Source organism: Rhodococcus sp. NPDC060176 (genome assembly GCF_042728675.1).
Taxonomy (GTDB): domain Bacteria; phylum Actinomycetota; class Actinomycetes; order Mycobacteriales; family Mycobacteriaceae; genus Rhodococcus_F.
This window is the reverse complement of sequence record NZ_JBHWYS010000002.1, coordinates 870,746-883,562: the sequence shown is the minus strand read 5'-3', so window position 1 is coordinate 883,562 and position 12,817 is coordinate 870,746. Positions and strand designations below refer to the sequence as shown.

Below are 12,817 nucleotides of genomic sequence, written 5' to 3'. Positions count from 1 at the left end.
GCCTGCATCGGTATGTCACTTCGTCGATACCGGGATGCCGTTCGCGCTCGATAAACCTTGCGCATGACAATTACGTCAGTCCTTCGCTCCGCGAGTGACAATCTCGGCCGTGAGGTCGCCCAGCCGAGATATTCCCTGATCGTCTCCTCCGACCGCGAGCATCGTGTCGCTGCGCAGCGTCTTCGATACCGAGTGTTCGCCTCCGAGCCTGGCTTCTCCCTCCCGGCAACAACGGCTGGGGTGTTCGAACTCGACGCCGACGCCTTCGACGAATTCTGTGATCATCTTCTCGTTCGTGACAACATCACCGAGGAGTACGTCGGCTGCTACCGAATGCTGCCGCCGGATTCCGCTGCGGCGGCCGGTGGGTATTACACCGCAACGGAATTCGACATCTCCGCGCTCGACCCGGTGGCGAACAGAATCGTCGAGATGGGTCGCGCGTGCGTCGATCCCGCTCACCGCACCGGATCCGTCCTGAGCCTGATGTGGTCGGGCATCCTGCACTACCTCGAACTGACAGGATACGAGTGGGTGATGGGGTGCGTCTCCGTGCCCATCCTGCCGCGCCCCGACGCCATCGCCGGCGCAGATGTCCGCGGCGTGCGTGACTTCGTGATGAACAAGCACGCCAGCCCGGTTTCGCGACGGGTGACACCTCGAAACCCGGTGGTCCTCGGCGGCCGGACGCTCGACGAGATCGCCGCACCGGAACGCCACACGATGCCGCCGTTGCTCCGCGGCTACCTACGGATGGGCGCGACGATCTGCGGGGAGCCTGCTCACGATCCCGAGTTCGGTGTGGCTGATTTTGTTGCGCTGCAAGGCCTTCACTCCGCAAACAAGCGTTATCTCGAACGGCTGCGATCGGCGGCCGCCGCACACGAGTCGGGGATCGGCTGATGACCGCGTCGGTGCCGTACTGGGTGCCGACGAGCCCCTGCGGCGACGGGTGTCTACCCGCGGACGCACCCGGTGTGTCGAGTATCACCGTGATTGCCCGCGGGGTCATGGTCGGTGCCGCACTGGTGACTGCGCCGGTGCTGTCCGCCGGCTGGCTGCTCCCACGCACCTGGCGAACGGAGATGCAACGCGGATACTCGCGGGCGTTGCTGCGCTGTCTGGGGATGAAGCTCACGGTCGACGATCAACGGTTGGGGCGCGCCGAACCGGAGGGCGTGATGGTTGTCGCCGGTCACGTGTCCTGGACCGATGTACTGGTCGCGAGCGCCGTTGCTCCGGCCAACTTCGTCGCACGCGCCGACCTGCTCGACTGGGCAGTGCTCGGCGGTCTCGCGCGGCGGATGCGCGTCGTACCCATCGATCGAGCACGACTGCGGGACCTCCCCGGAACCGTCGACGTCGTGCGCGAACGCCTGCAGCGCGGTGTCCGCGTGATGGTTTTTCCCGAGGGAACGACCTGGTGCGGCAGAGCGTACGGCGGTTTCCGCCCGGCGATGTTCCAAGCTGCCGTCGACGCCGAATGCCCGGTTCAGCCGATGGCGATCCGATACGAGAACGCCGACGGTTCGCTGTGCACCGGACCCTGCTTTGTCGGCACCGAAACGATCGGTCAGTCCATCCGCCGGATCCTGCGTCAGAAGAACGTCGAGGTGAAGGTCAGGCTGGCTCCGCTCGAGGAGGCAGGGGAGTGCCGAGCCGATCTCGCGCAGCGATGCGAGAGAGCCGTACGCGGCGTCGACGTCATCGATCTGGCAGCTCACGACATCTTCGACCCCGCACCGGAACTCGTGACACAAGCCGTGGGACAAATCGATCCCTCCCCGGCGATGAGCGCTTAGCCTGCTGAGCGAGGCTGGGCGAGCTCTCGTGCTGGGCTATCCTTGTCAAGCCATGACTCTGCCTGCACACAGTGCCCACGCCGGATTTCCGGTGTACCTCGATCATGCCGCCACGACTCCGATGTCGGCAGCCGCTATCGAGGCGATGACCGATACCTTCAAAACCGTGGGCAACGCGTCCTCGCTGCACGGCTCCGGCCGTGCGGCCCGGCGCCGCGTCGAGGAATCGCGCGAATCGATCGCCGCCAGCCTGGGCGCGCGGCCGTCGGAGGTCATCTTCACCTCCGGGGGAACCGAGAGCGACAACCTCGCGGTCAAGGGCATCTACTGGGCTCGCCGTGACGCCGATCCACGACGCACTCGCATTCTGGCCAGCCCCGTCGAGCATCATGCTGTGCTCGACGCCGTCGAGTGGCTCGAGCAGCACGAGGGCGCGCGCGTGACGTGGTTGCCGGTCGACGAGAACGGTGTGGTCGATCCGCAGACGTTGCGCGACGAACTGTCCGTCCACGCCGACGAAGTAGCACTGGTGACGGTGATGTGGGCCAACAACGAGGTCGGCTCGATCATGCCGATCGTGGAGTTGGCGGAGGTCTCGGCCGAGTTCGAGATTCCGATGCACAGCGACGCGGTCCAGGCCGTTGCCCAATTGCCCGTCGACTTCGCGGCGAGCAAGTTGTCCGCGCTGAGCATCGCCGCACATAAATTCGGTGGTCCGCACGGCGTCGGTGCACTCTTGCTCGGACGCCAGGTTCCCTGTGTGCCGCTCCTTCACGGCGGTGGGCACGAACGTGATCTGCGTTCGGGCACTCCGGATACCGCGGGAGTTGTCGGAATGGCTGCGGCGCTGCGCGCAAACGTCGAGAACTTCGATTCCAGCACAAGGGAATTGGCGCAGCTGCGTGACCGTTTGATCGAGGGAGTCCTGGAGATTCTTCCCGAGTCGGTGCTCAACGGCCCGACCGGTTCCGACCGGCTTCCCGGTAACGCGCACTTCACCTTTCCCGGCTGCGAGGGCGATTCGTTGCTGATGCTCCTCGACGCAGCCGGTATCGAATGTTCCACCGGTTCGGCCTGCACTGCCGGTGTGGCCCGGGCCAGCCACGTGTTGATCGCGATGGGCGTCGAATCGCCCGTAGCGCGTGGCTCACTGAGATTTTCGCTCGGACATACGTCGAGTGTCACCGATGTGGATGCGCTGCTCGCAGCGCTTCCACAAGTAGTAGAGCGCGCTCGGGCCGCCGGTCTTGCCGGTGCCGGTTCGCGTGGAGGGGATCGCTGATGCGAGTACTCGCAGCCATGAGCGGAGGTGTCGACTCCGCTGTCGCCGCCGCCCGCGCTGTTGCCGCCGGACATGACGTCGTCGGCGTTCATCTTGCGCTGTCCACGGCGCCGGGCGCATTGCGTACGGGTTCGCGGGGTTGCTGCTCGAAGGAAGATGCCGGCGACGCCAGGCGCGCCGCCGACGTCCTCGGAATACCCTTCTACGTCTGGGATTTCGCCGATCGCTTCAAGGAAGACGTGATCGACGACTTCGTGGCGTCGTACGCGGCAGGTGAGACCCCCAACCCCTGCCTGCGCTGCAACGAGAAGATCAAGTTCACCGCACTCGCCGATCGCGCGGTCGCTCTCGGCTTCGACGCCGTGGCGACCGGTCACTACGCACGCCTCGAAGACGGCGTCCTGCGCCGGGCGGTCGACGCGGACAAGGATCAGTCGTACGTCCTCGGTGTGCTGACGGCAGAGCAGCTTTCACGCGCGATGTTCCCGATCGGTGACACCCCGAAGGAACAGATCCGCGAGGAAGCGGCCGAGCGCGGGCTCGCTGTGGCGAACAAGCCTGACAGCCACGACATCTGCTTCATCCCGACCGGCGACACACGAGCATTCCTGGGTGCGCGCATCGGCGTTCGTCCCGGAAGCGTTGTCGACGCCGATTCCGGTGAAGTCCTCGCTGCGCACGACGGCGTCCACGGCTTCACGATCGGACAGCGCAAGGGTCTCGGCGTCGAAGGTCCGGCGGGTGACGGCCGTCCGCGGTATGTGACCGCGATCGAGCCCGAAACCGGAACGGTCCGAGTGGGATCGGCCAAGAACCTCGACGTCTGGGCCATCTCGGCGCAGCGTGCGATCTGGACTTCGGGCCAGGCGCCGGAAGGCCCCGTCGAATGCATGGTGCAGGTTCGTGCGCACGGCGGACTGGCGCAGGCCGTCGCGGAGGCCGTCGATGACGGTACTTCGAGTGGCGGTATCTCGATCTCGTTGCGCGAACCACTGACCGGCGTCGCGAAGGGACAGGCTGTCGTGTTGTATCGCCCCGACAGCGAACTGGGCGACCAGGTTCTCGGCAGTGGCACCATCTCGGGCACCGAATCCGAGCCGAACACACTGTGACGCAGCAGGTTTCCATCGGTGGCCTCGTCACCGGAATCGGATCCTGGCCGGGCACCGATGCCCGCGAAAGTGCCGCAACCATCCTCGGCGAGCTTGGCGGTTTCCCACATCTGGTGGAGTTGCCGGGCCGCGGTCTCGGCGCAGACATGGTCGGCCGGGCAGGGGCCATTTTGGTCGACATCAACCTCGACGCCTCGACGCGTGCCTATCGCGTCGTGCCTCGGCGGGGCAACGTCGCGAAGCGGGCCGAGGACTTCCTGAATCAGGATCTCGACGCACTCGAGGAAGCCTGGGAGTCGGCCCGCTTGGTCGGTGGAGATCACGTGATCAAGCTCCAAGCTGCCGGCCCGTTGACGCTGGGCGCCGAGATCGAGGTCGCGAACGGCTCGCGAGTTCTCGTCGACCGCGGGGCGCTCCGCGACATCGCCGAATCACTCGGTGAGGGTCTCGCGCGTCATGCGGCCGAGGTCACTCGTCGGACCGGCGCCGCAGTGGTGATCCAGTTGGACGAGCCCCAGATCGCGGCCGTACTGGCCGGTTCGCTGCCTGGGCGCACCAAGATGGAGAGCGTTCCGGCTTTGCCCGAACCCGAGGCGCTCGCCGTTCTCGACTCGACGATCAGCGGTTGCGGGCTGCCCACGATCGTCCACAGTTGCGGCGCCGACATACCGTGGGATCTATTGAGGCGAAGTCAGGCGTTCGGCGTGAGCTTCGACATGTCGCTCATCGGCTCACGCGATCTCGACGGTATCGGCCAGTTGTTCGACGCCGGCAAGGAATTGGCGCTCGGTCTGGTTCCGTCCGTGGAGCCGGAAAAGCCGGTGACGTGGAAAGAGTGCGCGATGCCCGCCGTCACGCTGATCGATCGTCTCGGATTCTCGCGTGAACTCCTGCAGACCCAGGTCGCGGTGACCCCACGCTGTGGTCTTGCGGGAGCGAGCCTGGAGTGGGCTCGTGCTGCTCTTCGACTGAGCACAGACGTCGGCAAGGCATTGGTGGACGATCCGTCGGCGTTCTGATGCGTGGAGTCATGTGGTGTGTCGGTGTGACCCGATAATCTTCTAGCTGTGACTGAAACCGCGGATGCAATGCAGCCAGCGCCCAACGAGGCGCGCGAGCAGTGGACGGAGCTGGCCGAAGAGGTACGCCAGCATCAGTTCCGCTACTACGTTCGTGATGCGCCCGTCATTTCGGACGGTGCATTCGACACATTGCTCGGGCAGCTCAATGCTCTCGAAGAGCAGTATCCGGATCTGCGGACTCCCGACTCTCCGACGCAACTGGTCGGCGGCGGATTCGCGACGGACTTCACCTCCGTCGATCACCTCGAGCGGATGCTCAGCCTCGACAACGTCTTCGACGAGTCCGAGCTCCGTGGATGGATCGCCAAGGTGGAGCAGGAAACCGGGCCCGAACTGCACTATCTGTGCGAAGTGAAGATCGACGGCGTCGCCCTCAACCTCGTCTACGAGAACGGCAAACTCGTGCGCGCCGCTACCCGAGGCGACGGTCGCACCGGCGAGCTGGTCACACTCAACGCCCTGACGATCAACGACATCCCGGAGCGGCTCACCGCCACGGACGAGTACCCGATTCCGAGCCTGCTCGAGGTGCGCGGTGAGGTGTTCTTCCGCCTCGAGGACTTCGCGGCACTCAATGCCTCGCTGGTGGAGGAGGGCAAAGCGCCGTTCGCCAATCCGCGCAACTCCGCGGCGGGCTCCCTACGTCAGAAGAATCCGGCCGTCACCGCGCGTCGCCGCCTCGGCATGATCTGCCACGGGTTCGGACGCATGGAAGGTTTCGATCCGGCTTCGCAGTACGACGCCTACGTGGCCCTCGCCGCCTGGGGTCTGCCGGTCTCCACGCACACCTCGCGGGTGGTCGGCGCCGACGCCGTGGTCGAGAAGATGAAGTACTGGGGAGAACATCGCCACGACGTCGAGCACGAGATCGACGGCCTGGTGGTCAAGGTTGACGAGATGTCGTTGCATCGACGTCTGGGCACCACGTCTCGCGCACCGCGGTGGGCGATCGCGTACAAGTACCCGCCGGAAGAGGTCACGACCAAGCTCCTCGACATCCGGGTCAGCGTCGGGCGCACCGGACGCGTGACGCCGTTCGCGCACATGGAACCCGTCACGGTGGCGGGTTCCACTGTGTCCTTGGCCACGCTGCACAACGGATCCGAGGTCAAGCGCAAGGGTGTGCTGATCGGCGACACCGTGGTGTTGCGTAAGGCCGGAGACGTTATCCCCGAGGTCCTCGGGCCCGTGGCAGACGTGCGCGACGGTACCGAGCGCGAGTTCGTCATGCCGACGCACTGCCCCGAGTGCGGCACGTTGTTGGCACCGGCAAAAGAGGGCGACGTCGACGTGCGATGCCCCAATCAGCAGTACTGCCCGGCGCAGTTGCGCGAGCGCGTGTTCCACGTTGCCGGTCGCGGGGCATTCGACATCGAGGTGCTCGGATACGAGGCCGCGACCGGTCTGCTGGAAGCGAAGGTCATCGGCGACGAGGGTGATCTCTTCTCCCTCGACGCCGAGAAACTGATCGACGTTCCGATCTTCCGTACCAATGCGGGAGCACTGTCCGCCAACGGAAAACGCTTGCTGGCCAATCTCGATTCGGCCAAGGACAAGCCGCTCTGGAGAGTGCTTGTGGCACTGTCGATTCGGCACGTCGGCCCTACTGCCGCCAGGGCGTTGGCCGGCGAATTCGGTTCGTTGCAACGCATTCGGGAAGCGTCGGTCGACGAGTTGGCTGCAGTGGACGGCGTCGGATCCACGATCGCGGCGGCGGTCGTGGAGTGGTTCTCCGTCGACTGGCACCAGCAGATCGTCGACAAGTGGGCTTCGGCCGGAGTACGCATGGAGGACGAACGAGACGATTCGATTCCGCGCAATCTCGAGGGTCTCTCGATCGTCGTCACCGGTTCGCTCGAGACGTACTCGCGAGATCAGGCGAAGGAAGCGATTCTGGTGCGCGGGGGCAAGGCGGCAGGTTCGGTGTCGAAGAAGACAGCCTTCGTCGTCGTTGGTGAAGCGCCCGGTTCCAAGCACGACAAGGCCGTCGAATTGGGTGTGCCGGTGCTCGACGAGGACGGCTTCCGGCGGTTGCTCGAAGATGGCCCGGATGCAGTCGCTCCCACCGAATTGGACGCAGCAGAGTGACTTTGTCCGATTTCTGAGATTGACGTGTGGGGTGCCATAGTGACGCCATGATCGAGATTCGTGAAGTTCTGCCGGCTGAGTTCGAGACCGTCGGTGAGCTGACTGTGCAGTCGTACGTGGGCGGCGGATTTGTCGCCGACGGATCCCCGTACGCGGAGCGCCTGCGCGACACCGCAACTCGGGTGGAGCAGGGGCGGGTGCTGGTTGCCGTCCTCGGCGATCAGGTCGTGGGTTCGTTGACGATCGCAGAGCCCGGTACGCCCTTCGCCGACGTCGCGCAGAAGGGTGAACTCGAATTCCGCATGCTCGCGGTCTCTCCGCAAGCTCGAGGATCGGGCGCCGGAACCGCATTGGTTCGCGCAGTGATCGCCGACGCTTACGATCGCGGCGATCACTCGGTGGTCATTTCGACGCAGCCCGAGATGGTCGATGCGCGTCGTATCTACGACCGCAACGGTTTTGTCCCGGATCCCGAGCGCGCGTGGGAGCCCATTCGCGGCATGGAACTGACCGTCATGGTTCGCGGTCTGGCCTGACTATCCAGCCTGGCTAACCCAGCACCGTCGCTACGATTCCTGCAAGGTAGCCGAGGCGGGCTATCTCCGAGGGGCGGAATTCGGGTCCACCGGGGCGGCCGAGCATGAGGACTCGATTGCCGGAACCGAGAGGTGCGGCAGCGAGGCTGGTGTTCATGTCGCGCCATACGTCCGGAACCCAATCCGCCTCGCCGTCGAGGGCGGTGGGCTTGTCCAGCGGCATCCACGGAATATCGGTCGCATGAGTCTCCGGAGCGCCTGCGCTACCGACGACACGGTAAGCCCCGTGCTTGCCGATGTCCGCGATGACGCACCAGCCGACACGGAGGACACGCGGCGCGCCGTCGACGAGAACCTGTAGTCGATCGTTTCTGGCGGTGGCGACGGAGTCGATCAGCTCGAGTTCGCGGTGAGTGTCGAGAATCCCGGCGTAGGGGCGGATCGAATCGACCAGCACGTCGGGCAGATGCTCCGCAGCGGTGATCAAAGTGTCGGGCAGTGCGCCGGGTTCGACGTCGACCACGAGGTCGTCGATGGCAAATCCGTCGCCCCGTTCCACGACGTCGAGAGAGAGGATGTCTGCGCCGACGGAACCGAGTGCCACGGCGAGAGCGCCGAGGCTACCGGGTCGGTCGGGCAGTTGGACGCGAAGCAGGTACGACACGTGCGTGCCTTTCGCTGATCGGTTCTCGCCCGGATCACGTCGACCCGGGCCACACCCATCTTTGCACTTGCTCAGCACCCGTTGGTGGGCGCCGCGGCGGGGTCACACCGGGTGCACATGCTTGTCACACGAGCGAAACACGAGGTGGATTCGACGTGGCGGTGGACACAGTGGGCGTGCATACCGGTCGACACAGCAGGCGTGCTTACAGGTCTGTGTCGGTGAGGAACTAGGCTGGACCGGCAATGTTCACGTCCTCTTCCGAAAGGGGCCCCGCGGTGCCTGCCATCTCCCGTGACGAGGTCGCGCACCTCGCGCGGCTGTCCAGACTCGCCCTGTCCGATGCCGAACTCGACGAGTTCGCCGGTCAGTTGGATTCGATTCTCAACCACGTCAAGGTGGTCACCGAGGTTGCGGCCGACGACGTCCCGCCCATGGCGAACCCCAATGCCGTCACCAACGTGACGCGCCCCGACGTGATCGTGCCCGGGTTGACCCCCGAGCAGGCATTGTCCGGAGCACCCGCAGTCGAACAGGATCGCTTTGCGGTTCCGCAGATCCTTGGAGAGGGCGAATGACCGATCTGACCACGCTGGACGCCGCTGAGCTGGCCGGCAAGATCCACTCGCGTGAGGTGTCCTCGGTAGAGGTCACGCAGGCGCATCTCGACCGCATCGCTGCCGTCGACACCGAGTACCACGCATTCCTGCACGTCGCCGGCGAGCAGGCTCTCGAAGCTGCCGCAGCAGTGGACAACTCGCTCGCAGGCGGAAACGAACCCGCTTCGGCACTCGCCGGTGTTCCGATCGCGTTGAAGGACATCTTCACCACGACGGACATGCCGACCACCTGTGCGTCGAAGATTCTCGAAGGCTGGGTTGCGCCGTACGACGCGACCCTGACGTCCAAGCTGCGCGCTGCCGGCATCCCGATTCTCGGCAAGACGAACCTCGACGAATTTGCGATGGGCTCCTCGACGGAGAACTCCGCCTACGGTCCGACGCGCAACCCGTGGGACGTCACCCGCATCCCCGGCGGATCCGGTGGTGGCAGCGCGGCAGCACTCGCGTCTCGTCAGGCTCCACTGGCGATCGGTACCGACACCGGCGGTTCGATCCGTCAGCCGGCTGCGGTCACCGCGACGGTCGGAACCAAGCCGACGTACGGAACCGTCTCACGCTTCGGACTCGTCGCGTGCGCGTCCTCGCTCGATCAGGGCGGCCCCTGTGGTCGCACCGTGCTCGACACCGCTCTGCTGCACGAGGTCATCGCCGGACACGATCCGCGTGATTCCACCTCCATCGACGCCCCCGTGCGTCCGGTGGTTGCCGCAGCACGTGAAGGTGCAAACGGCGACCTGCGCGGCGTGAAGGTCGGTGTTGTCAAGGAACTGCACTCCGACAGCTACCAGCCCGGCGTCATCGCCTCCTTCGACGCCGCAGTCGAGCAGCTCAAGGCTCTCGGCGCCGAGGTTGTCGAGGTCTCGTGCCCGAGCTTCGAGCACGCGCTCGCGTCGTACTACCTGGTGCTGCCGAGTGAGGTGTCGTCCAACCTGGCTCGCTTCGACGCCATGCGCTACGGACTGCGTGTCGACGAAGGCAACATGAGTGCCGACCAGGTCATGGCCGCAACTCGTGCCGCCGGTTTCGGCCCGGAGGTCAAGCGTCGCATCATGATCGGTACCTACGCACTGTCCTCGGGCTACTACGACGCCTACTACGGCTCGGCGCTCAAGGTTCGCACGCTCATCGCGCGCGATTTCGACAAGGCCTACGAGAAGGTAGACGTACTGGTCTCGCCGACCAGCCCGTTCACCCCCTGGAAGTTGGGCGAGAAGGTCGGCGATCCGCTGGCCATGTACCTCTCCGACCTGTGCACGCTGCCGACCAACCTGGCCGGACACTGCGCGATGTCGGTGCCCTCGGGTCTGTCCGCGGACGACAACTTGCCGGTGGGCCTGCAGATCATGGCGCCCGCCATGGCTGACGAGCGCCTTTACCGTGTCGGTGCCGCCTACGAAGCTGCACGCGGCCCGATCGCGACTGCAGTCTGACCTGTTTGCTGTGCGCCTTTATTAACCCCCCGCGGTTAATAAAGGCGCACAGCAGTTTCAGGAGCAGGTCCCCAAAGCCGTCCCCTGATCGGTTCCGTAGCGATGACCGTGGCCGGCGGGAACACCGAGCGAACCGAGCATGTCTGCGGTCGTCTGCAAGAACGTGACGCCTGGAATCCACTGCGGGATCGGGGCGTCCTGGACGGCGCGGCTCAGGTCCGGCTTCTGCGTCGCGAGGGCGGGGGACCACCACACCACCGGGTCTGACGTGTTCGCGAGGACGGTTGCGCCCTCCGTCCGCGTCGCGCCCGCCGGGGGACCTGCCCACAACACGTCGCACGCGGTGGTGGGGCTTTTCTCCATCAACGCAGCACTGCCCCCGACGGCGCCCAGGCTCTGTCCGTAGAGGAACAGGTCCGGTCGCTCTTCGGTCGGCATCGAGGCGATGTGTGTACCCACCGCAGTGAACAGAGCGGTGGCTGAATCTTCGGCCTCGTCCAGGCTGAACAGGAACGTCGCCCAGCTGGGTGCGTCGGAGTATTGCTGGCCGACTATCGCGACGTCGCCGCCGAACCGTTGCTCGATACCGTCGACTGCGTGCGTGTCGATCCACCCCGAGCCGGTCGGAACCGCCACCACGACGCTGTTGCGGGCAAACCCACCGACGCGATCGAGTTCACTCACGGCGAGAGCGGCACGCGATGCGGCATCGGGTGCGGAATCCAAACCGGCGTAGACGCGCACCGAGTCTTCGCCTGCTGCGACGAATTTGCGTCCCTCCGCCCCCATCGACGTCCAGGAGATAAGAGATTCGGGGCTGCCTGACACGGAGGCCGAAAGTGGCTGCGTCAGAGCGGTGTCGATGTACGCGTTCGACTTGTCGAACGAATCGGCGAGGCCGTTCCACACGACGGGGCCGACGACCAACTGCACTCCGAGGACTCCCATGACCAGTGCACCCACGCTCCGCGCGAAACCCATCCACCGCAGCGCCTTCGAAATTCCGACCCCGATGCCCCAGAGGCCAAGTGCGGTCAGTGCTGCAATGCAACCCGCCTCCGCCCAGTGGAGAAGTCCGGCAGACGGTGCGCCCATCGCCGCTCGCAACGAGTTCTGCCAACTGGAGGCGGCGAAGACAGCAATCGCGGTGGCGGCCGTCGACAACCCCAACGCGCTGATGCGCCAATGATGTTCGTCGAATCGGGCCTTCACGCGATCAGAGACGAGCCGACGCGCAACCGCGGAGAACGCCCACATCGCCAGTAGTCCGGCCGCGACGAGCAGACCGCTGAACACACCCTGGAGCACGGCTGATCTCGGCAGCAGTCCGGGAGCAAGTGAGATGGCGGACATCGCTGCCACGGCGACGCTCGTCGACACTCGGGGGAGTGCGAGCGCCCCGACTCGGGCGAGGGCAGGGGTCCGTGACGCATTCAGAACACTCATGCTGCAACCGCTTTCGGGGAGTAGGAGAACCCGTTCGACGGATCGAGACGCCGCGACCGCACGAGGGTGAAGCCGAGGGCGGAGACAGCGAGGACTCCGGCCGCGCCGTAACCGAAGCCTGATTCAGCGACCGGTGTCAGATAGCTTTGGCGCCAAGAATTTCCGTTCACCGCTGTGACGGCTACATCGGCCATCGCGAAGCAATACCCTCGTGAGAGAAAGGACGTGCGGTCTTCACACGCGGCATGCATTCGCTCGTCGAGCTGACCGTCGAGGACCTGACGTGCCCACGGCCCCAGTTCAGTTCCGTGCGAATGCGCGTAGCGGAGCAGGTCGTAGCCGAGATCGTGCGCTTTGCAGGCCGAGTCGAATTCGTCGGGAAGTGGGACCGGCGACGAGCAGTCGCCGTGAGGATTGGCGAGATATCCATCGACGACGGTGGGGGTGTAGCCCGCGAATGCCGCAAAGTCCGCCGGGATGGTGGTCACAGCGTCAGAGGCATCCGCGGTAGTCACGGTGGCGATCGCCCTGGATGCGTTCGAGTTCTCGGTGCGCGGCGGCTCGGCGCCGCTCGATCCGGCAGTGACGATGATTGCCGCCGTTGCCGCCAAGGCCAGGGCAGCCCAGGTGCCGCCGCTTCGAGAGAGGTCTTTCACTCGTGTGATCCGCATGCCGTTCACGCTATGAACGGACAATCCTGGCGGTCATCGCTCTGTGGAGGGGTTCTCCGAGGCCGATTCGGGTGAGAATTC

The 12,817-nt window shown here is 65.3% G+C and carries 12 protein-coding genes; 9 read left to right on the top strand and 3 right to left on the bottom strand.

Annotation, left to right across the window (positions count from 1 at the left end; genetic code table 11):
- The first annotated feature begins 63 nt into the window (after positions 1-63).
- From ACFWEM_RS12480 to ACFWEM_RS12450, 7 genes are all read left to right on the top strand, one after another.
- A complete protein-coding gene (locus ACFWEM_RS12480; RefSeq protein WP_378533871.1) occupies positions 64-903 on the top strand; it encodes a GNAT family N-acetyltransferase in 840 nt (279 codons plus the stop codon).
- Complete coding sequence (locus tag ACFWEM_RS12475) at positions 903-1,802, top strand: lysophospholipid acyltransferase family protein (protein WP_378533869.1); 900 nt, start codon at positions 903-905, stop codon at positions 1,800-1,802. Before ACFWEM_RS12480 ends, ACFWEM_RS12475 begins: the two co-directional genes overlap by 1 nt.
- A gap of 52 nt (positions 1,803-1,854) precedes the next feature.
- Positions 1,855-3,084 (top strand): cysteine desulfurase family protein, encoded by a 1,230-nt coding sequence (locus tag ACFWEM_RS12470; RefSeq protein WP_378533867.1) that lies wholly within the window; start codon positions 1,855-1,857, stop codon positions 3,082-3,084.
- Positions 3,084-4,196, top strand: coding sequence for a tRNA 2-thiouridine(34) synthase MnmA (gene mnmA, locus ACFWEM_RS12465; protein ID WP_378449125.1), 1,113 nt, complete (start codon positions 3,084-3,086; stop codon positions 4,194-4,196). Before ACFWEM_RS12470 ends, mnmA begins: the two co-directional genes overlap by 1 nt.
- The gene (locus ACFWEM_RS12460) at positions 4,193-5,215 is read left to right on the top strand and encodes a methionine synthase (RefSeq protein ID WP_378533865.1); all 1,023 of its coding nucleotides are present in this window, start codon (positions 4,193-4,195) and stop codon (positions 5,213-5,215) included. The genes mnmA and ACFWEM_RS12460 overlap by 4 nt, the downstream gene beginning before the upstream one ends.
- A gap of 69 nt (positions 5,216-5,284) precedes the next feature.
- Positions 5,285-7,366, top strand: a complete 2,082-nt coding sequence (gene ligA / locus ACFWEM_RS12455; RefSeq protein ID WP_378534551.1) for an NAD-dependent DNA ligase LigA — start codon at positions 5,285-5,287, stop codon at positions 7,364-7,366.
- Positions 7,367-7,413: 47 nt separating this feature from the next.
- Positions 7,414-7,902, top strand: coding sequence for a GNAT family N-acetyltransferase (locus tag ACFWEM_RS12450; RefSeq protein ID WP_230812805.1), 489 nt, complete (start codon positions 7,414-7,416; stop codon positions 7,900-7,902).
- Positions 7,903-7,915: 13 nt separating this feature from the next.
- Here ACFWEM_RS12450 and ACFWEM_RS12445 read toward each other — a convergent pair whose 3' ends face one another.
- Complete coding sequence (locus ACFWEM_RS12445) at positions 7,916-8,566, bottom strand: amino acid-binding protein (RefSeq protein WP_378533863.1); 651 nt, start codon at positions 8,564-8,566, stop codon at positions 7,916-7,918.
- A 278-nt stretch (positions 8,567-8,844) separates the two neighbouring features.
- On the opposite strand from ACFWEM_RS12445, the gene gatC reads away from it, so the two are divergent.
- Together gatC and gatA are read left to right on the top strand one after the other, a co-directional pair.
- Positions 8,845-9,144 carry an Asp-tRNA(Asn)/Glu-tRNA(Gln) amidotransferase subunit GatC gene (gene gatC / locus ACFWEM_RS12440; RefSeq protein WP_003944747.1) on the top strand — a complete coding sequence of 100 codons (300 nt, stop codon included), beginning with the start codon at positions 8,845-8,847 and terminating at the stop codon, positions 9,142-9,144.
- Positions 9,141-10,619: an Asp-tRNA(Asn)/Glu-tRNA(Gln) amidotransferase subunit GatA gene (gene gatA / locus ACFWEM_RS12435; RefSeq protein WP_283303696.1), complete on the top strand. Its 1,479-nt coding sequence runs from the start codon at positions 9,141-9,143 to the stop codon at positions 10,617-10,619. Before gatC ends, gatA begins: the two co-directional genes overlap by 4 nt.
- A gap of 57 nt (positions 10,620-10,676) precedes the next feature.
- On the opposite strand, the gene ACFWEM_RS12430 is transcribed toward gatA, so the two are convergent.
- Both ACFWEM_RS12430 and ACFWEM_RS12425 read right to left on the bottom strand, forming a co-directional pair.
- Entirely contained in the window at positions 10,677-12,065 is a 1,389-nt protein-coding gene (locus tag ACFWEM_RS12430) for an alpha/beta-hydrolase family protein (protein WP_378533861.1), read from the bottom strand.
- Positions 12,062-12,736, bottom strand: a complete 675-nt coding sequence (locus ACFWEM_RS12425; RefSeq protein WP_378533859.1) for a hypothetical protein — start codon at positions 12,734-12,736, stop codon at positions 12,062-12,064. Before ACFWEM_RS12425 ends, ACFWEM_RS12430 begins: the two co-directional genes overlap by 4 nt.
- Positions 12,737-12,817: the final 81 nt, after the last annotated feature.